A 20975-nucleotide genomic window follows, 5' to 3' on the forward strand; every position below is an offset into this window, starting at 1 on the left:
TCAATGAATATCAAACCTATCATCCCGTTTGAACCAATCAAGCAAGAGGAAATTCCCGAAGGAAAACACTGGGTGTACCAAATTAAATGGGATGGGGTTCGAATCCTTACCTACTGTGACGGAAGCGAAGTAAAATTATTTAACCGAAATTTAAACGAACGGACGAAACAATTTCCTGAAGTGGTAAATATAAAGAACTATGCAAACGTAAAGTCCATCATTTTAGATGGGGAAATCATTGCATTTAAAGAAGGCCGACCTTCTTTTTCACAAGTCATGAAAAGAGATCGACTTCGTTCAGAGCGAAGTATTCAAGCGAAAACAGCGACGATCCCCATTTGTTATTGTATCTTTGATATTCTTTATTTAAATGGTGATTGGTTATTAGATACACCACTGAACGAAAGACAAGAAATATTAAAAAAAGTTATTAAACCAACCAATGCGATACAACTTGTAAAAAACTATGACGATGGTGAACAGCTATTTACTGCTGTAAAAGAGCAACAATTAGAAGGAATGATATGTAAAGATGTCACCAGTTCGTATGAATTGAAGGGAAAGGACAAACGTTGGTTAAAAATAAAAAACTTCCATGATATCCACGCTGTGATCGGTGGGGTTACTTACAGAGGAAATACAGTCAATTCACTCCTTTTAGGTATGTATGACAAAGAGCAAACCTTTCATTACGTCGGCCACGCAGGAACAGGCAAACTATCCCAAGACGATTGGACAACAATTACGAAGCTTATCGAAACGATTAAAACCGATAACATGCCATTTGTTCATAAACCAGACAGGGCAAAAGGAGCAGTTTGGGTAAAACCACAGTATGTTGTCAAAATCCAGTATATTGAATGGCCCAAAGGACAATCTATTCGGCAGCCAAGTATTCAAGCTTTCATCGATAAACCGGCTGAAGGTTGCCTCCTCCCAGAAGACCACAGTGACAAAGGAAGAGTCAAATGACCATCAATCACCCTGTTTTTTCAGACAAAAAAAGAACCTATAAAGGCAGTTTCTTTTTAACAGGCTTTCATCGCACAAAGAGACAGTTTTTTGCTGGTTTCTTTAAAAATGGTGAAATTATTGAAGCTGGATCTTTTTCTGAAGGTCTTACAGAAGAAGAGAAAAGTGCGCTGATCAACTCATTAATGAAACAAGTCCCACGAAAAACAAAAAAACAAAAAATTGCGATCAAACCAAGCCTCTGTGTCGAGTTAACGTTTTCTGGCTTTTCGCGTAATAAGCTACTTCATCCTAAGTTTTCTAAATTTCAACTAAAGGATCACCCAGAAAGCTGTACGTGGAGCAATTTAATTATAAAAAACCTTTCAATAAGCGACAGCGTTCAAGTAACAAACCATGATAAACGATTATGGGAAACACCGCCAATTAATAAGGATCAATACGTGGCCTACTTATCGGAAATTGCAGAGCGAATGCTACCATTTTTACAAGAGCGAACGGTGACTGTAAAACGCGCTCCACAAGGTGTGAAGGATGAAGTGTTTTATCAAAAAAATTGTCCAGAATATGCTCCGCCATTCGTGAACACATATCATACAGATGAGACGGATTACATTGTTTGTGACAATGTGTCAACGCTTCTTTGGCTCGGTAACCAAGCGTCAATAGAGTTTCACATTCCTTTTAATACCGTCAAAAGCGAAAACCCTGGTGAAATTGTCTTTGACCTTGATCCACCGGGACGAGAGCATTTTTCCTTAGCCATTAAAGCGTCGCGCCTTATGAAAGAACGTCTTGATGCCTTTAATATTACTAGTTTCCCAAAGCTCTCCGGCAACAAAGGTTTGCAAATCCATATTCCGTTCTTTAATCGTTCACTTACTTATGAGGATACGAGAATTTTCACATCCTTTATGGCAAACTATCTTACTGAAAAATATTCTAAAGACTTTACGACAGAACGAATGAAGAAAAAGCGTGGCAACAAACTTTACATTGACTACGTTCAACATTGGCGAGGAAAAACGATTATTTGTCCTTACTCATTAAGAATAAATGAAGATGCTACAGTCGCAGCACCTCTTAACTGGAATGAAGTTAACGAAAATTTAAACCCAATCGATTATGATTTATTTTCGGTCTTAGCTCGTGTTCGGAAAAAACAATGCCCTTTAAAAAAATATTTCAAAACAAAAAATGAAAGTGTCGCCGAGGTCATTGACATGCTAAAAAAGAACGGTCATAAATAAAAAAGCCTGGAAACGAATGTTTTCCAGGTTTAGGTGTTCAATTTCACTCTGAGGATGTTGCTCTTCTAGGAAAGAATTTATCCCACTTATACGTTTGTGTACCTCGTTTTCCAAGGTAAGAAAAGAAAGCTGCTAGCATTCCGAAAAAGATCACTGAAATGTAAAGTGGCATTTCCGTAATTACTTGACCAAACGATGTAAAAACAATCGCAGGCAATATGACACCACCGATTGAGTAACGCATATACTCTTTAAAGTTTGACGTCATCTCCATTAAATATAATGAAAGCAAATGGAAATGGACAAACGGCATTAATCTTAAAATCATCACTTGCCCTAAGGTAAGAGAGCGCCCTTTGAAAAACTTCGCTTTTAATTTTGTCACGCGGGCACGAAAAGATGGAAAAATATCTACTAACTTATAAAAACATAAACTCATCAAGGATAATCCAATAATTGAATAGATCGTTCCATGTACAAAGCCAAATAAATAGCCACCGGCAATACATACGACGATCACTGGTAAAAATAATAACGGCCGTATCAAATGTACGATAATAAATAGGACAGGGGCTAACCACCCAGCTTCTTCAATGATATGAGGAATCGCTACGTTGAATTCTTCCAAGCTGTCTCATCCTCCTCTCATAACATGTCTATGTGTGTATATGACAATCTATGATGACATGCCTAAAGTACAGTGTAACTTATAAAAAGTTGATCGTAAACAAGCAGTTTAAGGAAGTATCAACAGTGCTGTCCATAAACCGAAATGGATAATGAGGATGAATGGTAAACCAAGTCGAAAAAGAGGCTTTTTCGTTTTATGCCGAAAATATTTCGTACCGAGCATTGCTCCAATAACTCCGCCTAATAACGCAACGGTTAATAAACTTTTTTCACTCGTACGCCAAGCATTTTTACGCGCTCTATGCTTATCTCTTCCCATCATAATAAAACTTATCAAAGTTAATAATAGATAATAACCGACAACAACTAAAACAATCGTGTCCATACGAATTTGTCCTTCCTACAATCTTATTCACAGCTCTTTTTTACGTTCTTATTTTTTACAATTCATTCCACCCTTTAATTTAAGGCTAATATTTCACCATTATACATTAAAGCTCGGCTATACAAAACTTGGCCTATCGCTAAAGAGATTCTATATAAGCGAAGTGTGCTTACATAGAATCTCTTATGCTTTAGTGCAAGTCTTAATAAAAAGCGACTAGATTAACGAAGTTCTCGTAACCTTAGTCGCTTAACTTTCATTTATTGTTAATGTTTTATAGTACTTTCGATAAAAATAATTGCGTTCGTTCATGTTGAGGGTTGTCAAATAGCTCTTTTGGTTCACCCTCCTCTACAATATACCCCCCATCCATAAAAATGACACGGTCGGCAACTTCTTTTGCAAACCCCATTTCATGCGTAACGATGACCATCGTCATCCCTTCTTTTGCCAAATCCTTCATTACAGCTAGGACATCACCGACCATTTCGGGGTCTAAGGCTGAAGTCGGTTCGTCAAATAGCATAATTTTTGGTTCCATCGCTAAAGCTCTTGCAATGGCTACACGTTGCTTCTGACCGCCTGATAGGTTATCTGGATAAACTTCCGCTTTTTCTGATAACCCTACTTTTTCAAGAAGCTCCATACCTAGCTGATTCGCATCAGCTTCTGAATGTTCTTTTAAACGCTTTGGAGCTGCAGTAATATTTTCAAGTACCGTCATATGCGGGAACAAATTAAACTGTTGAAATACCATCCCTAACTTCTGACGCATTTTGTTTATATTATTGTTTGGGTCTGTAATATCTGTTTCTTCAATATAAATTGCTCCGCCTGTAGGGTCTTCTAAACGATTAATACAACGTAAAAAGGTACTTTTACCTGAACCAGACGGGCCGATTACACAGACAACTTCCTGCGGAGCAACTTCAGCGTTAATATCCTTTAGTACTTCTAAGTCACCAAATGACTTCTTTAAGTTTTCAATTTTTATCATGTAACTTCTAATCTCCTTTCAAGCCATCGGGAGAACAGTGTTAAAATATAAATGATGATAAAATACAAAATCCCTACTGCAGTAAGAATTTCAAATGCTCGGAAGTTTGCAGAATAAATCGACTGTCCTGACATTGTTAATTCGGCAATTCCAATGACAGATAAAAGTGATGTATCTTTTATACTCACGATAAACTGATTCACAAATGCAGGGAGCATACGCCTTACTGCTTGCGGTAAAATAATAATCCTCATCGTTTCACCATAGGAAAACCCTAACGTTCTTCCTGCTTCCATCTGCCCTTTATCAATAGAGTTAATACCCGCACGGAAGATTTCCACTAAGTAAGCGCCGGCATTAATACTAATGACAATAACACCTGCTGTAAAAGCAGACAATCTTAAATCGGTTACTGCAGGTATACCTATGTATATATATAACATTTGAACTAATATAGGGGTTCCTCTAATGATGTTTACATATATTGTTGCAATCCCTTTTAACACTTTATTTTTAGCGATGCTAAATAGTCCAAATACCAATCCTATCACTAAAGCAATTAATAAAGATATGACTGTAATTAAAACAGTCATCCATAAACCTTTTAAGAGGACTGGCATAGCATCTATAACTACTTGTATACTGTCGATGGTCGTTCTACCTCCTAATTAAAGTCCATATAAGATCAATAGTTCGACCTAAAGCAACTTCTTGCATTAGGCCGAACATGTTTTACCGTTACTTAATCAGCAAAGTATTGGTCATAAATTTCATCGTACTTTCCACTTTCGAATAAATACTCAAGACCACTATTCATTTTATCTAACAACCCATCCGCATCTTTTGAAACTGCAATTCCGTAGTCTTCACCAGTTAAACGGTCACCAACGATACGAACGTCAGAATCATCTCCGTCTTGAACAATTTTATATGCAACACTTGGGTAGTCATTAATAACTGCATCTGCATTCCCTGAAACAATTTCCATGTACATCATTGCATCTTCTTGGAAGATCGTCACATCACCATTATATTGCTCTGCAAGTTCGTTAGCTTTTTCCAAACCAGATGTACCTTGTTTCGCAACAATTGTTGCTCCTTCTAAGTCGTCCATACTATTAATCTCACTATCTACTGGTACGATAAGAGATAAACCAGATTCAAAATATGGATCACTGAAATCAACAACCTCTGCTCGGTCTTCACGGATTGAAATTGCGGATACAGCAGCGTCTACTTGGTCTGCTTGTAATGCTGGAATGATTGCATCAAAACGCATAATCTCCCAATTCACTTCTAATCCTTCATGTTCAGCAATTGACTCAATAATTTGGATATCAAACCCTGTTAATTCACCATCTTCCACATATTCAAAAGGTGGATAGTCTTGTACTACTGCAACTGTAATCTCTTCTTTTTCTCCACCATCAGTTGCATCAGCTTGAACATCTTCATCTGCAGTTCCACAAGCTGTTATTACCAATAAAAGTGTCATAGCAAGTAATGTCATTAACATGTTTTTCATATTCAACTCACATCCCTTTCTTTTTTTGGAAAAAATATAAATTTCTTTCCTATGTACAACCCTTTTCTGTTTTTCTAAGTAAATATTTAGAAAAGACAATTTTTTGCCATGTTTTATACTTTAAACGTTTCCTTTAATTTCCACAAATTGCTTCTAGATTGATATATTCCTATTATTACTATTAAAACCTGATAAGAGTGAATTATGAGAAAAATCTAACGAATCCCTCTTGAATAACTTTAGATACTCGAAATATCTTGAAATGCACTCAAAATAAATTTAATTCAGTATATTTTGATGTTTCTGAAAGTCTAAATCTAAGCTTTTTAAACTTACTTCAACCCTTGGAGCCAGTTATTCAGTAAAATCTCTTTTGTTGCCACAGGTTAAATCCATTGATTGAGCTACGATCTGCTAATTTAGCTACGACAAGTAAGCAACGGTGCTAAAATACATAAATTCTTAAAGTGCAAAAAAAAAACGACTAGATTACATGAAAGTAACCTTAGTCGCCATACATTACCATTCTTCCAATACTGTTATTTAATTTCTCTGTATTGTTTTTTTCTTTAATTTAAAAAATATCGAGGTTGATCCTTTAAAGCTTTTAATTATAGTACTTTGGATAAGAATGATTGCGTTCGTTCATGTTGAGGATTATCAAACAACTCTTTTGGTTCGCCTTCTTCTACAATATATCCTCCATCCATAAAAATCACACGATCAGCTACCTCTTTAGCGAATCCCATTTCGTGTGTAACGATCACCATTGTCATCCCTTCTTTGGCTAAGTCCTTCATAACTTCAAGGACATCTCCAACCATTTCTGGGTCCAAAGCAGATGTCGGTTCGTCAAATAGCATAATTTTCGGCTCCATTGCTAGTGCTCTAGCAATCGCCACACGTTGCTTTTGGCCTCCCGAAAGGTTATCAGGATAGACATCAGCTTTATCTGACAAACCTACCTTTTCAAGAAGTTCTTTCCCTAACTTATTTGCCTCTGATTCAGATCGCCCTTTTAGTCGTTTAGGACCTGCTGCAATATTATCAAGCACTGTCATATGAGGGAAAAGGTTGAACTGCTGAAATACCATCCCTAACTTCTGACGCATTTGATTAATATTATTGTTTGAATCAGTAATGTCTGTTCCTTCTATATAAACTGCCCCACCAGTTGGTTCTTCTAAACGATTAATACAACGCAAGAACGTACTTTTTCCTGAACCAGATGGGCCAATCACACAAACGACTTCCTGTGGGGCAACTTCTGCATTTATATCTTTAAGAACTTCCAAATCACCGAATGATTTTTTTAAGTTTTCAATTTTTATCATGATATTTCCAATCTCCTTTCAAGCCAACGGGAGAACAGCGTTAATAAATAAATAATGATAAAGTATAGAATTCCTACCGCAGTAAGAATTTCAAACGCACGGAAGTTTGCTGCATAAATCGATTGTCCAGACATTGTCAGTTCAGCAATACCGATAACGGAAAGAAGTGATGTATCTTTAATACTTACGATAAATTGATTGACAAAAGCAGGAAGCATTCGACGAACAGCTTGAGGTAAAATAATGATTCTCATTGTTTCACCATATGAAAAACCTAATGTTCTTCCAGCTTCCATTTGACCTTTATCGATTGAGTTTATACCAGCACGAAAGATTTCAACTAAATATGCTCCGGCATTAATACTAATAACGATAATACCTGCTGCAAAAGCAGAGATCCTCATATCTGTTACTGCTGGTATACCAATATAAATATATAACATCTGTACTAAAATAGGTGTACCTCTAATAATGTTCACATAAACAGTTGCAATGCCTTTTAAAACTTTATTTCTCGCAATACTAAATAATCCTAATACCAGTCCGATGACTAAGGCAATTAAAAGAGAAATAACTGTAATGAGTACTGTTATCCATAAACCTTTTAAAAGGACTGGCATCGCATCCATAATTACTTGTAACGAATCGATGGTCGTTCTACCTCCTTATTTTGTAAAAAAGGGTGGGATCTTCACTAGTCCCACCCAGGGTATAACATCTTTTTAAATATTTATCTCATCGGATCTTATCCTGATAGAAGAATTGGATCAAAACTGATTTTCAAGTACAAATTATTCAGCGAAGTATTGATCATAAATCTCGTCATATTTTCCACTTTCAAATAAATACTCTAGACCGCTGTTCATCTTTTCAACTAACCCTTCAGCATCTTTTGAAATTGCAATTCCATAATCTTCTCCAGTTAGACGATCACCAACAATACGAATATTAGACTCATCGCCATCTTGAACAATTTTATACGCGACACTTGGATAGTCATTAATGACAGCATCTGCATTCCCTGAGTTAATTTCCATATACATCATTGCATCTTCTTGGAAAATTGTAACTTCACCGTTGTATTCTTCAGCAAATTCGTTTGCCAATTCAAGACTAGATGTACCTTGCTTCGCTACGATTGTTGCACCATCTAAGTCTTCAAGACTATTAATCTCACTATCTGTTGGTACAACTAGAGATAAGCCTGATTCAAAATATGGATCACTAAAATCTACAACTTCTTTACGGTCTTCACGAATTCCAATTGCAGAAACAGCTGCATCTACTTGGTCAGCTTGTAATGCTGGAATAATTGCATCAAAACGCATAATTTCCCAATTTACTTCTAGGCCTTCATGTTCACCAATTGCCTCAATGATTTGAATATCAAAACCTGTTAGTTCGCCATCTTCTACATATTCAAATGGTGGGTAATCTTGTACAACTGCTACAGAGATCTCCTCTTTTTCTTCACCTTCACTCGTACCAGCTTGCGCCTCTTCCCCTGAAGTTCCGCACGCAGTCATCACCAATAATAGTGTCGTTGTAAGTAATGCCACCATCATATTTTTCATATTAAATCCACTTTCCTTTCTTTTCTGTAAAAAATTCAAGTTGTTTCTCCTCCCTAAATAAATGCTTTTAATTTCCTGAAATATTATTTTTAAAAACATTTTTTCTGACACGTTTAATACTTTATACGTATATTAAAATTTCCACAAAGTGGTTCTAGACAGATATATTACTATTAACTTGTCTTAAATGTACTAAGAGTGAGTTATACAGTCTATCTATCGAATCCCTCTTAAATAACAATAAATACTCTAAATATCTTAAAGTGTAGCAAAAATATATTTAATTCTATATTTTGCTAATTATTTATTTTATCAGTATTTTCACAATATAATATTTTCTGGAATATCTCATGAAAAGTAATTTTTTGTTCTTAAGAGCAAATTATAAGGTTTGAGTAAGTGCTTATAAATAATTGTTCCGAGACTGGGCGTAGAAAAACATTTTCCTAAACGAGGGGGCGAAGGAATCTCAAAGTTCAGTTAATTATTGGTGTTTAAAGGTATTAATAGGTGTAATATTTCTTACCTAAAACTAGTCAGCATTTCTCTTGTATCTATTTTCTTATGACGCAATCCGGTGTGACCAAGTGATTGGAGATATTATGTCCAAACTTAGCGAATTTGTACCAGGGCCGTGAAGCAAACGAAGTGAAGAATAAACGGATGTCGCATTTGTGTCTTGGGGTGAAAGAGAAGGTGTTTTGAACGGACATCACGACTTTTTCAGTAGCTTCCTGTACTAGTGCTAGTTTTCAAAGTAATAAAAAAACCACTCTCCAGATGGAGAGTGGCTTTATTATTACTTTAAGTTTGCTTTTGCTTTTTCTGCTAAATCAGTGAATGCTTTCTCATCGTTGATCGCAATGTCAGCAAGCATTTTACGGTTCATTTCGATACCAGATTGCTTTAATCCGTGCATGAAACGGTTGTAAGAAAGACCGTTCATACGCGCTGCAGCATTAATACGTGCGATCCATAATTTACGGAAGTCACGCTTTTTCTGTCTGCGGTCACGGTATGCATATTGTAATGATTTCATTACCTGACCTTGTGCAGATTTAAATAATCTATGCTTTGAACCATTATAACCTTTTGCAAGCTTTAATATTCTTTTACGACGACGACGGGCAACATAACCGCCTTTTACTCTAGCCATCGTAATCCCTCCTTTAACTCTATTCTAAGTTAGTTTATTAGATCATTTGACCGATACGTTTTTGGTCACTCTTATGAACAAGCGCGCCTTTACGTAGCTTACGCTTTTGCTTTTGAGACTTGTTTGCAGCCAAGTGGCTAGTATATCCGTGTGCACGCTTCAATTTGCCAGTTCCTGTCTTTTTGAAACGCTTTGCTGCACCTTTGTGCGTTTTCATTTTTGGCATCTTGGGTTCCTCCCTATGTCCATATTCGTTGTCTGTCTTGATAAAACTTTTGGGCTTAGCCCTTTGCAATCATCTGCCATTGATGATTGTTTATAAATGAAATAGTCGGTTGTTGTTGTCTTGAAAATCGGTTTATTTCTCAGCAGTCGGCGCTAAGACTAAGAACATACTACGTCCTTCCATCTTTGGCTTCGACTCGATTGTTGCAATATCTTCACATTCCTTCGCAAGACGCTCTAATACTTCTCTACCTAACTGGGAGTGAGTAATCGCACGACCGCGGAAACGAATCGCAGCTTTTACTTTATCACCTTTCGTTAAGAATTTACGAGCATTACGAAGTTTTGTGTTAAAGTCATGTTCTTCAATGTTTGGGCTTAAGCGCACCTCTTTGACATTAATGACTTTTTGTTTTTTACGAGCTTCTTTTTCTTTCTTTTGTTGCTCGTAACGGAATTTACCGTAATCCATGATTCGGCATACCGGTGGTTTTGCGTTTGGCGCCACCATGACAAGGTCTAGATTGGCATTTTGCGCCATTTCTAAAGCTTCTTGTTTTGACTTGACCCCAATTTGGTCACCGTTTGCACCAACCAAACGTACTTCGCGAGCACGGATGGATTCATTGATCATCATATCCTTACTAATATTGAGCCACCTCCATGAAATATTGCGGATCAAAGCAAGACGTGATCATAACACCGTTTAGCTTCACTGATGATGAAGCCTTATGACAAAATAAAAAAGCGCGGGTGAAATTAAATCGCCCACACTTCTATCTACGTGTTTCATCTTAGTCGTAACCTGTCAACTGCATAGGCGTCAATCAGGTGAGAAGCGGGCGCTTCTTCTTGCTTTGTTTCCATTATTATGTTCACTTAAATACCTTAACACAACAATGGAGGCATGTCAAATACTCTATGAGATATTTTTTATAAAAACCGTTGTCAGACAACCTCCATTTATTTTACTGGTTTTACTTCTGTTTGACAATGAATATATTTTTCCAGAAATTTATCTGAAGGTAATGGTTTATCAAAATAATAGCCTTGCATAAAAGGACAGTCTACAGATTGTAAGTAATGATAGGCTCTCTCGATTTCAACCCCTTCGGCAATCATCTGTAGCCCTAAATCCTTCCCTAATTTGATTGTTGATGAAACAATCGCACGATCTGCTTGATCCCCAGGTAAGTCTTTAATAAATGATTGATCGACTTTTAAACAATGGACGGGAAACTGCTTTAAGTAACTTAATGATGAATAGCCCGTTCCAAAATCATCAATTGCTAGTGTGAAACCGATATCTCTTAATTTATACAACGTACGGATCGAATCTGTTGTATTTTCCATTAGGGAATTTTCGGTTATTTCTAGTTGTAATCGGCCTGGGTCAACTTCTTCAGTATCAACAATATGTTTTATTCGCCGAACAAAGTCAGACTGCTGTAATTGATAAGCAGAAATATTAATTGATACATTAATTTGGTTAGCACCAAAGTTATCCCAACACTTTAAATCACGACATGTTTGTCTAATAACCCATTCCCCAATCGGTAAGATTAGTCCAGTATGCTCAGCGATTCGGATAAACTGTAACGGAGAAACCATTCCCTTTTCTGGATGTCTCCAGCGAATAAGTGCTTCACACGAAACAACTTTACGACTTTCACCTTGGATGATCGGCTGATAGTAAAGTTCGAATTGATCTTCTGCTTTTACAGCTTGCCTCAATTCATTTTCTAATTGAACTTGTGATAGAAACGTTCCTTTCATATCTGAACTGAAAAAACGATATGACTGCCCACCAGCTTTTTTTGCTGCAAAAAGTGCAAGGTCAGCATGCTTCATTAATTCTTCTGCATTGACGGCTGAGTTTGGATAAATAGAGATTCCAAGGCTTCCTCGTAAATTAAAATCACCATCTTTGTACTGAAACGGTTCTTCTAATATGCCTAGTACTTCTTGTACGATCGTTAACAATCCTATTTCTGTTATATCATACAAGAGCCAAATAAATTCATCTCCTCCAAGATGATAAAGTTTATAGCTTTCGAAACTTTGTGATTTCAGATGTTGCATTCTCTCTGCGATCATCATGATAAATCTATCACCCGCAGAATGTCCAAGCGTATCATTAATATTTTTAAACTGATCAAGATCAAAGAGGACAAGACCAACCCTTTTATTATTACGTTTTGCTTTATTAAGACAATCGACCAAGTCTCCCTCTAACAAGCGTCGGTTAGGAAGGCCTGTTAATATATCTTGATAAGCCATATTCCTAACTGTAAGCTCTGATTTTTTTAACTCCGTTATATCACTAACCGAAGCAAAAACATGATTATGTACACTGTTCTCATCTTTTATCGGTGAAAGCGCAGCTTGTAAATAACGTTTCCCTTGCTTGAAATCGAATTTAACGCCTTCACCTAAAAATGCTTTTTGGAATTGCTGTTTAATTAATGTTTTTTCCTCTTGATCACCTAAAATTTCTGTTACTATTCTGCCCTTTACATTCTCATTATCAATCCCGATTTCTTCTGCGAGCTTTCCCTCAAGTAGAGTTACGACTGGTTCAGTTTCCGCAGTAAAAGTTGTACGTAATACAAAATGGTGCAAGTTTTTCATTAGAGTAGGATAGTCTTCCTCAATGACTGACTGGCGTTCATCTTCCTCTTTTTTGCAGCTTGTAATATCAGTCAGTACAGAGATTACCTTGTCTATGATCCCCTCATCACTACGTACTGGAAAAAACGTCGCTTTTACCCAGTATTCTGCGCCTTGCTTGGTTAAGTCCTTCATTTCACCAGTCCATACTTCACCTTTTATCATCGTTTTCCACATATCTTTATAGAACAATTTCGTGTAATTGTTGTATTTCAAAAGTGAATAAGAACTTCCAATCAGTTCTTTTCGGTTGTATCCTGATATGTCACAATATGCATCATTGACATCCAAAATCTTCCCGGTATTATCTGTTACAGTCACCATACACGCTTGGTCAAAAGCTTCCATTAGTTCTTTTAGCTGACTGATCATTTGTTCTGTTGGCTTTGATAGCTTTCCTTGTTCTTTTATTAAATTTTCACGAAATTTTTCGATCCACCCATGTATTGTGACCATTGATTGAAACATGACATCCCATCCTTATTAGCATTCCTAAACCAACGATTAATGAATATAAATGAATCAATTTCATAATTCATTTCTTGAAAATTAGTTACAGATTTAGAATTTTATTTTCATCGTAATTTTTAATTGTACACGTTGTTATCAATGCGTACTAATCTAGCAGCTCCGTTGGACTGCACCCGCTCGCTTTCCGCGGACGAACCGCCAAGCCTCCTCGGGAAAAGTACCCTGCGGGGTCTCGGCTGGCCCGTTTTTCCGCAGGAGTCTCGCAGATTCCGCCAACTACGCAGGCGAACTTTATTTAAAAAGGTTGTTTTAAAGGTAGTTGTACAATTATCACATTGAACTTAAACAATTCCTTTTATTCAAGCTACTGATTCTAAAATTGAATATTTACGATTCAATCGTGCACCTGCTAATTTTAAACCGTTGTAAACCATAGTAACCATATCAAGTGAACTTTTGCTCTTTTACCTGTACGATACCTTACATTGTTTAACTGAAAGAATTCTTTTGAGTATCCAATGACACGCTCCAAATCCTCTATACTAAATAGACTTTCTTGTCGTACAATAGTAGACATAGGAGTCTTTCCCCTTTCGAATTGGTTTGTTGGGTACTTACTAAATTCGACATTTGGGGAGGTACTCCTTTTTTTTATGCCCTAGAACCGATGAGCTACGTAGGCTCAGATTTATGAAATTCATTCAAATTAGTAAAATGGTGTAATTTATTGTAGAAAAATTGTATTATTTCTCATTTTACTGTGTTTATGCATATTAGACAAGCTGACTCAGCTTAAAAATACTTTAAAAATAAAATTTTCTTAATTTTCTCCACACTCATGTCTTGAACTTTTCATAAGTTATTCGAATACCTCTAAAACATCTGACTAACCTATTAATGACTTGACAGAGTAATTTGAGGTGAAGGCATGCAAATAATATACTTTTTAACCTTTATATCAATCGGTACTCTCCTTTCCTTTACAAATCAAAGTTTTGCAGAAGAACCGTGTATAGAACAAAAAGTAGATGAATTTTATCAATTAGAAGCTGCAGCTGAGGAAACCGTTGATGAATTATTAGATTCTTGGGAGGAAAGATCACAAAATCAATCTATATCCTTCACTGACTATATGATCATGTACAGAGACTTTAAAAAAGCCGAAAGGAGAATCGATGAAGAATTTGACAAACTCATTGACAAATATACGAATCAATACGAAGCAGATGAAAGGGATGATGGTCTTGTTCAAGAGATCCATCAATCTTATGAAGATAAAAAGTACGAGATGTTTCAAAAAGTGAAAAAGTACGTGAAGTCATTGTAACTTTCAGTGATACACGTATGTATTTACAGACGTTCGTTTTTCTTTGGTTCCTAAAGTCACACCTTTATTTCCAAAATGCAGAATAACTAAAAAAAAAGAAGCTGTTTACAGTGGCTTGCACTTTGGACAGCTTCATCATTAAAAAATCGTTTTTATCTATTGTGTGTACGGTTATCAATTTCCTCTTTAATACTACATTTAAAGTCTTCTAAGGAAACAACTTCTGTTTCTTTTTGACCGTAACGTCGAACGTTTACACTATTCGTTTCAATTTCTTTATCTCCGAGAACGAGAATGTACGGGATCTTTTGCATTTGTGCTTCACGGATTTTATATCCGAGCTTTTCATCTCTCGTATCGACGTGAACACGTACTCCCGCTTTTCTCAACTCATCTTCAACTTTTCTTACGTAATCCATATGAACATCACTAACAGCAATTGCTTGAACTTGAACAGGGGCAAGCCATGTTGGGAATGCTCCTTTATACTCTTCAATTAAGAAAGCAACGAAACGTTCCATCGTTGAAACAACACCACGGTGAATCACGACTGGACGATGTTCTTTTCCATCTTCACCAACGTACGTAAGATCGAAGCGGTTTGGTAAGTGGAAGTCTAATTGTACAGTTGATAACGTTTCGTCTTTTCCTAATGCCGTTTTTACTTGAACGTCAAGTTTAGGTCCGTAAAACGCTGCTTCTCCTTCAGCTTCAACGTACTTAACGTCCATGTCGTCCATCGCTTCTTTTAGAAGTGCTTGTGCTTTCTCCCACATCTCATCGTTATCAACATATTTCTCTGTATCTTCAGGGTCACGATAAGATAGGCGGAAGTAATAGTCTTCGATACCAAAGTCTTTATACACTGCTTCTATTAATTCAACCACACGAATAAACTCTTCTTTCATTTGATCTGGACGACAGAAAATATGCGCATCATTTAACGTCATAGCACGTACTCTTTGAAGACCTGCAAGTGCTCCTGACATTTCATGACGATGCATCATTCCTAGCTCTGCAATACGTACCGGCAAGTTGCGGTAACTATATAATTGATTTTTATAAATCATCATGTGATGCGGACAGTTCATTGGACGTAACACTAAATCTTCATTATCCATTTCCATTGCTGGGAACATGTCCTCATTGTAATGATCCCAATGTCCAGATGTTTTGTATAGATCAACACTTCCTAACACCGGTGTGTATACGTGATCATAGCCTAGACGTTCTTCAATATCAACAATATAACGTTCAATTGTACGACGAACCGTTGCACCTTTAGGAAGCCATAGTGGTAGACCTTGACCAACCTTTTGATTCACTGTGAATATTCCAAGCTCTTTTCCTAGCTTACGATGATCGCGTTCTTTTGCTTCCTCTAACAAGCGTAAGTGCTCATCAAGCTGTGACTGTTTTGGAAATGCTGTGCCGTAAATACGTTGTAACATTTTATTTTTGCTGTCACCGCGCCAGTATGCACCGTTAATTTGCATAAGTTGAAATTTCTTAATTTTACTTGTTGATGGCACGTGCACACCACGACAAAGGTCGAAGAATTCGCCTTGTTCATAAATGCTAATTGTCTCTCCTGCTGGAATATCTTCAAGTAGCTCTAACTTTAATTCATCGCCTATTTCCTTATAGCGACTCATTGCTTCTTCACGTGTTACTTCTACACGTTTAATTTCTAGGTTTTCATCAGCGATACGTTTCATTTCTTTCTCGATTTTTGGTAAATCTTCAGGTGTTAATGTATGCTCCATATCAATGTCATAGTAGAATCCACCTTCAATCACCGGGCCAACACCTAGTTTCACATTATCAAACAGGCGCTTAACTGCCTGTGCCATCAAGTGTGCAGTACTATGGCGAAGAATTTCAAGGCCGTCATCTGAATCATATGTGATGATTTCAATGTTTCCACTTTCTTCAATCGGCGTTCTCAAGTCTACAAGCTCTCCCCCAACTTTTCCTGCTAGAGAGTTCTTCTTCAGTCCAGGAGAAATCGAAGCAGCTATCTCTTCTGTCGTCGTGCCTTTTTCAAACTCCTTTTTCGCTCCGTCAGGAAACGTCATAACAATTTGTTCTGCTACTTCTGACATTACAAATCCACTCCTTTTTATTTCTTATTAAATAATGATGTCTTCGGGTTGTGTTTTAAGCAATGTTCGCTTTTTTGAGGACCTTGCTAATTTTCTTTAGAGCGCCGATGTTGACTCTTCTTCTACAAGTAGTAGCACACTGAAGTTAATGGAGTCGCTGCCTTTCGCTTACCTACAACAACCACTCATTTCTATAACGGCACTAAACTTTAACAGATCTAAAAAACAAAAAACACCCGTCCCTCAAGCAAGGGACGAGTGTGTCACACGTGGTTCCACCCTAATTTCCAACAGACAAATTAAGTGATTCGTCCATTGGCTTCATTTCTCCGTAACGGGGAGTCCCGTCAGTACATATTAAAGGCATACTCGTTCCGTACTGAAGCTCTGAGGTGGTAAACTTTATCTCGTACTAGGAAACTCACAGCATTTGTTTCCCTCTCTGAAAGCCGGTTGATCAAGCTCTTGTCCTCTTCATCACGTTCATATTCATGAATAATTGTTCAAAAAAGATTTCAATCGAACAATCATCTCTATGGATAGTATTATAATGACCTGTTTCTATAAAATCAAGTAGGCATCTATACAATTCCTAGAAAATGAACGTAACATACATTTAAGCCTTTAATATTGACGGGTTTTCTTCGGAACGAATTTCAATTCGTTCTTCAAAAATTGAAAATAATGTCTGTAATAACCCTTCATAATTATGATTAGGATAAATGATTAACTTTTTTGGTGCTAAACTTACGGTTGGACTAATCACCCACTCAGAAAATGGTAACGGAGCTTCAAAGGATATTTCATTGGAACACCACTTCCTTAGCTCATCTTCTGTAATTTGTCTGCCATGATTGTCATACATCGCGATTGACTGATCAAGTAATAAATGAATCGTATGAATGCGCGGTTCATGAGCTTGTAAATAATCTCTACAAGAAGCAACCATCACTTGATAATCATGTTCAAGCTTATACTCATCAATCGCCTTTTCTACAACTTCAACAAGCTCTTCTTTCTTTTCCCGTAAGCGAAAACGAAGGAACGAATCAAACGAAAATTGTAATGAGTGATAAATAAATTGATCGTACAACTTGTAAATTCCGTGTTGCCACTTCTTAAAGGAAACTTTTAGCGGTACTTCATTACTGCCCTTTAAAAATAGTTGCTTCGCATATTCTACAATCGCCTCGACTTCGTACGGGTCTTCATAATAGAAACCTTCTTTTACCCAGTCTCGAAGCCAAAGGGGGAGCTTTTCTTTAATTGTCACATTAGTTAGTACAGACGCAACTTGGCTAGTATTTGCCCCATTTTTCTTAAGGCAAGGCAAGTCTATCTTTAAAAACGAATGATCCCCCTTATCTTCTATGAAAGCAAACTCCTTATCACCGACAAACGTATGTAGTGAAAGGCATAGTTGATCGTAGAAGGCTTCACATAACTGAGTATCTTTAAATTGAATCGTTAACAACAGCAGCCCCTCCCAATCGTGCAAATCGAGTTGAGAGTATTCATGTCAGTATCCTAAGTCAGCTATTCAACTCTTTCCTTTGCAAACATCTAATACATATATATGGTGGTGCTGTCCAATTATGAATCATATCGAAGAAAAGTCTTCCTTCCTTGTTCACAAAATTTTCGGGGACCTGGTCCTCGAAAATTTGAGGAGGGGGGTTGTAACCATTAGGATCGCCTGAAAATAAGCAATGTCAGTAATAGAAAACTTATTATTTTAGTCAACAAAGGTATTAGTAGTTCGTTCGCCTACATTCACGCTCGCTTTTACCCCTGGGCACAAGTGCGACTTATTCTCGCTCTAAATCGACTCACATGCTTTTTTCATCCGCCATGGTACGAAAATAACTTCACACGGATGTCTACCCTGAGAATAAGTTTAATAATTGACCATTCGCTTTCCGTGGGCAAGCCCTTAACTTCCAAAGACAATACAAAAAGACTGCCCTTATTAGAGCAGCCTTGAAGTCTTTCATTCTTCTAATTTTGCATGACAAAGTCTTTGTCTGTTGAAGATTCTCCTTCAAAGACACGCAATGTGTTGTATTTCGTATCACGTTGGGCAGGTGTTTTACCTGCTTCGCGAATAAGACGTAAAATGAGGTTCGTATTTACTTTATGTGTCGCTCCCGCTGCAGACACAACGTTTTCTTCCATCATCGTACTTCCGAAGTCATTACAGCCGTAAGAAAGAGATTTCTTTCCTGTTTCAGCGCCCATCGTTACCCAAGAAGACTGGAAGTTTGCAATATTATCTAAGAAAATACGAGAAATTGCTACGTTTTTTAAATACTCTCTTGGCGTCACTTTCTCTGCCTTCATATTTGTATTATCTGGTTGGAACGTCCAACTAATAAACGCTAAGAAACATTCCGTTTCATCTTGAGCGTCACGAATGCGCTCTAAGTGCAACGCACGCTCTTCGGCCGTTTCACCAAAGCCAATAACCATCGTAGCAGTACCATGCATACCGACTTTCTTAACTGTCTTCATGCAGTCGATCCACTCTTCCCACGTTCCTTTTAGGCGGCTAATGCGCTTACGCGTACGGTTATCTAAAATTTCTGCGCCTCCACCTGGAACAGAGTCAAGACCTGCTTCATGAAGTTGAGTCAGTACTTCTTCTAATGAAAGTCCTGAAACTTCGACCATTTTATAAATCTCTGCTGGTGAAAAAGAGTGCATCGTAATATCAAAACGCTTTTTAATTTCTTTTAATAAATTCGTATAATAGCTAAACGGCAAGTCCGGATTTGTTCCACCTTGCATCAAAATTTCTGTACCATTTACATCGAGTGTCTCTTGGATTTTTTCAAAAATGACCTCATCGTCTAATGTATAGCCTTCATCATGTCCTGGTGGACGGTAAAAGGCACAAAATCGGCAATATGTATCACAAAGGTTCGTATAGTTTACATTCCTACCGATAACAAATGTTGTAATTGGTTCTGGATGCCATTTTTGCATCATTTCATTTGCAACTTCACCTATTTTTTCAACTTCATCACTCTCGTAAAGCTTCACCGCATCTTCAACAGAAATACGTTCACCGTTACGTGCACGGTCAAGAATATGATCAATACTCATTAGTTACTTCCCCCATCCTGACAAAACATTGTTCATCTGACATTTTTTCATTCTTCTCCTATCGTAACATAGAACAATCATATTTTGCTGAAAAAAATGTATAGCAAATTTGTGAAAAGCTTCTTACGAATGACAAATGTTTAGCTATCCAAATATAGGTTGGAGGAGCTGAATTTATTCATTAGCTTATGAGAGAACCCCCAAAACATATGGCTGAAACCAATTTTTCATGGACAATCCCCCTCATACATAAGGAAATGACTCCCAAACAAAAAAAAGCTGTCCCATAACGATACGGAACAACTTAATCAATTACCCCCGCTTATTATCACCCTTCATCTCAATTACTTCATTGAGATGACGAATTCGTTCTAAAATTCGTTTGGCCTTTAATTTATCCATTTTTTCAACGCCACCGCGCTGTGTGTACGTTAAATGCTCTTCAAGCCCATCAAGGTCAAAGTTAGACGTATAAAGAGTAGGTAGTTTCTCCATCATTCGGTACTGTAACATTGCACCTAAAATATCATCGCGAATCCAGTTTGACATTGTTTCAGCACCAATGTCATCCAAGATAAGAACTTTTGCATTTTTTACAACATCAAGCTTCTTTTGATATGTTCCATCATTGATGCCATTCTTTAGTTCTCTGAAAAAGTCCGGAGCATAGACAATCATCGTCTCAATTGAACGATCTGCAAGTTCATTTGCAATTGCACCAATTAAAAAAGTTTTTCCAACCCCAAATGGGCCATGAATATAAAGACCGTGTCCATTTTCACCAGGCTGAACGTTCACACTAAATTCCATTGCTTTAGTAAAGGCAATCGTCCTTGACGTATTATCCTCATGAAAATCATCAAAGCTAACATTGGTAATCTCTTTTGGAATATATAAACTTTGAATAAACGAGGCATGCCGTTTCCTTTCATCTTCTTTTCTTTTTAAAGGACATGCATTATACGTTAACTGAAGATCTTCATGATAGATTTGCAGTTCCGGCTGATGTCCTTTAATTAAATTCGGACATTCTTCTAATCCAGGACATTTGTCACAGTTTTCCCATTGAGACTTGTATTGGAACAATTCATTCATCCCACGCTCGGTCTGTTCACTTGTAATCGATGGATGCTCATGCAAAAATGCCTGAACACGCTTATCTTGCAAGATTGTTTTTTTCATTTTTTCAAACCTTTTTTCAAAACCTCCACCAGACATTTCTTTGAGTGTTTTACCGATCGATTCCATG

General features: G+C 37.1%; 19 protein-coding genes, 1 pseudogene and 2 other annotated features. Of the genes and pseudogenes, 3 read left to right on the forward strand and 17 right to left on the reverse strand.

Annotated features, from left to right (window positions below; translation table 11 throughout):
* Positions 1-3 precede the first annotated feature (3 nt).
* Complete coding sequence (gene ligD, locus LGQ02_RS15420; RefSeq protein WP_226515233.1) at positions 4-972, forward strand: non-homologous end-joining DNA ligase; 969 nt, start codon at positions 4-6, stop codon at positions 970-972.
* On the forward strand, positions 969-2222 hold the full coding sequence (ligD, locus tag LGQ02_RS15425; protein WP_226515234.1) for a DNA ligase D: 1254 nt from the start codon (positions 969-971) through the stop codon (positions 2220-2222). The genes ligD (LGQ02_RS15420) and ligD (LGQ02_RS15425) overlap by 4 nt, the downstream gene beginning before the upstream one ends.
* A 43-nt stretch (positions 2223-2265) precedes the next feature.
* Here ligD (LGQ02_RS15425) and LGQ02_RS15430 read toward each other — a convergent pair whose 3' ends face one another.
* The 13 genes and pseudogenes from LGQ02_RS15430 to LGQ02_RS15490 all read right to left on the reverse strand — a co-directional run.
* Positions 2266-2850: a TVP38/TMEM64 family protein gene (locus LGQ02_RS15430; protein ID WP_226515235.1), complete on the reverse strand. Its 585-nt coding sequence runs from the start codon at positions 2848-2850 to the stop codon at positions 2266-2268.
* A 108-nt stretch (positions 2851-2958) separates the two neighbouring features.
* Positions 2959-3237, reverse strand: coding sequence for a DUF1294 domain-containing protein (locus LGQ02_RS15435; RefSeq protein WP_226515236.1), 279 nt, complete (start codon positions 3235-3237; stop codon positions 2959-2961).
* 274 nt (positions 3238-3511) lie between these two features.
* On the reverse strand, positions 3512-4234 hold the full coding sequence (locus LGQ02_RS15440) for an amino acid ABC transporter ATP-binding protein (protein WP_226515237.1): 723 nt from the start codon (positions 4232-4234) through the stop codon (positions 3512-3514).
* Entirely contained in the window at positions 4231-4854 is a 624-nt protein-coding gene (locus LGQ02_RS15445; RefSeq protein ID WP_226515238.1) for an amino acid ABC transporter permease, read from the reverse strand. Before LGQ02_RS15445 ends, LGQ02_RS15440 begins: the two co-directional genes overlap by 4 nt.
* 122 nt (positions 4855-4976) lie before the next feature.
* Positions 4977-5759, reverse strand: coding sequence for a basic amino acid ABC transporter substrate-binding protein (locus tag LGQ02_RS15450; protein WP_226515239.1), 783 nt, complete (start codon positions 5757-5759; stop codon positions 4977-4979).
* 611 nt (positions 5760-6370) lie between these two features.
* Positions 6371-7093, reverse strand: a complete 723-nt coding sequence (locus LGQ02_RS15455) for an amino acid ABC transporter ATP-binding protein (protein WP_226515240.1) — start codon at positions 7091-7093, stop codon at positions 6371-6373.
* Positions 7090-7713, reverse strand: coding sequence for an amino acid ABC transporter permease (locus LGQ02_RS15460; protein ID WP_226515241.1), 624 nt, complete (start codon positions 7711-7713; stop codon positions 7090-7092). Before LGQ02_RS15460 ends, LGQ02_RS15455 begins: the two co-directional genes overlap by 4 nt.
* Positions 7714-7884: 171 nt before the next feature.
* Positions 7885-8706: a transporter substrate-binding domain-containing protein gene (locus tag LGQ02_RS15465; protein WP_226515242.1), complete on the reverse strand. Its 822-nt coding sequence runs from the start codon at positions 8704-8706 to the stop codon at positions 7885-7887.
* A 760-nt stretch (positions 8707-9466) separates the two neighbouring features.
* Entirely contained in the window at positions 9467-9823 is a 357-nt protein-coding gene (gene rplT / locus LGQ02_RS15470; RefSeq protein ID WP_226515243.1) for a 50S ribosomal protein L20, read from the reverse strand.
* Positions 9824-9860: 37 nt separating this feature from the next.
* Entirely contained in the window at positions 9861-10049 is a 189-nt protein-coding gene (gene rpmI / locus LGQ02_RS15475; RefSeq protein ID WP_226515244.1) for a 50S ribosomal protein L35, read from the reverse strand.
* Between the two features lie 132 nt (positions 10050-10181).
* On the reverse strand, positions 10182-10685 hold the full coding sequence (infC, locus tag LGQ02_RS15480) for a translation initiation factor IF-3 (RefSeq protein ID WP_226515245.1): 504 nt from the start codon (positions 10683-10685) through the stop codon (positions 10182-10184).
* A gap of 98 nt (positions 10686-10783) precedes the next feature.
* Positions 10784-10908, reverse strand: a sequence feature (ribosomal protein L20 leader region).
* A 103-nt stretch (positions 10909-11011) separates the two neighbouring features.
* The gene (locus LGQ02_RS15485) at positions 11012-13186 is read right to left on the reverse strand and encodes a sensor domain-containing protein (protein ID WP_226515246.1); all 2175 of its coding nucleotides are present in this window, start codon (positions 13184-13186) and stop codon (positions 11012-11014) included.
* A gap of 362 nt (positions 13187-13548) precedes the next feature.
* Positions 13549-13721 (reverse strand): annotated as a pseudogene (locus LGQ02_RS15490) (IS5/IS1182 family transposase); the annotation flags it as partial.
* A 396-nt stretch (positions 13722-14117) separates the two neighbouring features.
* Here LGQ02_RS15490 and LGQ02_RS15495 point away from each other — a divergent pair.
* Positions 14118-14516, forward strand: a complete 399-nt coding sequence (locus tag LGQ02_RS15495; protein WP_226515247.1) for a hypothetical protein — start codon at positions 14118-14120, stop codon at positions 14514-14516.
* 152 nt (positions 14517-14668) lie between these two features.
* Here the strand turns inward: LGQ02_RS15495 and thrS are convergent, their stop codons facing one another.
* From thrS to dnaI, 4 genes are all read right to left on the reverse strand, one after another.
* Positions 14669-16621, reverse strand: coding sequence for a threonine--tRNA ligase (gene thrS, locus LGQ02_RS15500; RefSeq protein ID WP_226515248.1), 1953 nt, complete (start codon positions 16619-16621; stop codon positions 14669-14671).
* Positions 16622-16868: 247 nt separating this feature from the next.
* Positions 16869-17108: a binding site (T-box leader), on the reverse strand.
* Positions 17109-17237: 129 nt separating this feature from the next.
* Positions 17238-18095, reverse strand: coding sequence for a putative sporulation protein YtxC (locus LGQ02_RS15505; protein ID WP_226515249.1), 858 nt, complete (start codon positions 18093-18095; stop codon positions 17238-17240).
* 524 nt (positions 18096-18619) lie between these two features.
* A complete protein-coding gene (gene mqnC / locus LGQ02_RS15510; protein ID WP_226515250.1) occupies positions 18620-19726 on the reverse strand; it encodes a cyclic dehypoxanthinyl futalosine synthase in 1107 nt (368 codons plus the stop codon).
* 312 nt (positions 19727-20038) lie between these two features.
* A complete protein-coding gene (gene dnaI / locus LGQ02_RS15515) occupies positions 20039-20974 on the reverse strand; it encodes a primosomal protein DnaI (protein ID WP_226515251.1) in 936 nt (311 codons plus the stop codon).
* Position 20975: the final 1 nt, after the last annotated feature.

The organism is Bacillus shivajii (assembly GCF_020519665.1).
Classification (GTDB): Bacteria; Bacillota; Bacilli; order Bacillales; family Salisediminibacteriaceae; genus Bacillus_CA; species Bacillus_CA shivajii.

Bases quoted from the DNA above. Each gene is read 5' to 3' on its own strand.
- ligD (WP_226515233.1), top strand. From the start codon at position 4: ATGAATATCAAACCTATCATCCCGTTTGAACCAATCAAGCAAGAGGAA.
- ligD (WP_226515234.1), top strand. From the start codon at position 969: ATGACCATCAATCACCCTGTTTTTTCAGACAAAAAAAGAACCTATAAA.
- LGQ02_RS15435 (WP_226515236.1), bottom strand. From the start codon at position 3,237: ATGGACACGATTGTTTTAGTTGTTGTCGGTTATTATCTATTATTAACT.
- LGQ02_RS15440 (WP_226515237.1), bottom strand. From the start codon at position 4,234: ATGATAAAAATTGAAAACTTAAAGAAGTCATTTGGTGACTTAGAAGTA.
- LGQ02_RS15445 (WP_226515238.1), bottom strand. From the start codon at position 4,854: ATGCCAGTCCTCTTAAAAGGTTTATGGATGACTGTTTTAATTACAGTC.
- LGQ02_RS15450 (WP_226515239.1), bottom strand. From the start codon at position 5,759: ATGAAAAACATGTTAATGACATTACTTGCTATGACACTTTTATTGGTA.
- LGQ02_RS15455 (WP_226515240.1), bottom strand. From the start codon at position 7,093: ATGATAAAAATTGAAAACTTAAAAAAATCATTCGGTGATTTGGAAGTT.
- LGQ02_RS15460 (WP_226515241.1), bottom strand. From the start codon at position 7,713: ATGCCAGTCCTTTTAAAAGGTTTATGGATAACAGTACTCATTACAGTT.
- rplT (WP_226515243.1), bottom strand. From the start codon at position 9,823: ATGGCTAGAGTAAAAGGCGGTTATGTTGCCCGTCGTCGTCGTAAAAGA.
- rpmI (WP_226515244.1), bottom strand. From the start codon at position 10,049: ATGCCAAAAATGAAAACGCACAAAGGTGCAGCAAAGCGTTTCAAAAAG.
- infC (WP_226515245.1), bottom strand. From the start codon at position 10,685: ATGATGATCAATGAATCCATCCGTGCTCGCGAAGTACGTTTGGTTGGT.
- LGQ02_RS15485 (WP_226515246.1), bottom strand. From the start codon at position 13,186: ATGTTTCAATCAATGGTCACAATACATGGGTGGATCGAAAAATTTCGT.
- LGQ02_RS15495 (WP_226515247.1), top strand. From the start codon at position 14,118: ATGCAAATAATATACTTTTTAACCTTTATATCAATCGGTACTCTCCTT.
- thrS (WP_226515248.1), bottom strand. From the start codon at position 16,621: ATGTCAGAAGTAGCAGAACAAATTGTTATGACGTTTCCTGACGGAGCG.
- mqnC (WP_226515250.1), bottom strand. From the start codon at position 19,726: ATGAGTATTGATCATATTCTTGACCGTGCACGTAACGGTGAACGTATT.
- dnaI (WP_226515251.1), bottom strand. From the start codon at position 20,974: ATGGAATCGATCGGTAAAACACTCAAAGAAATGTCTGGTGGAGGTTTT.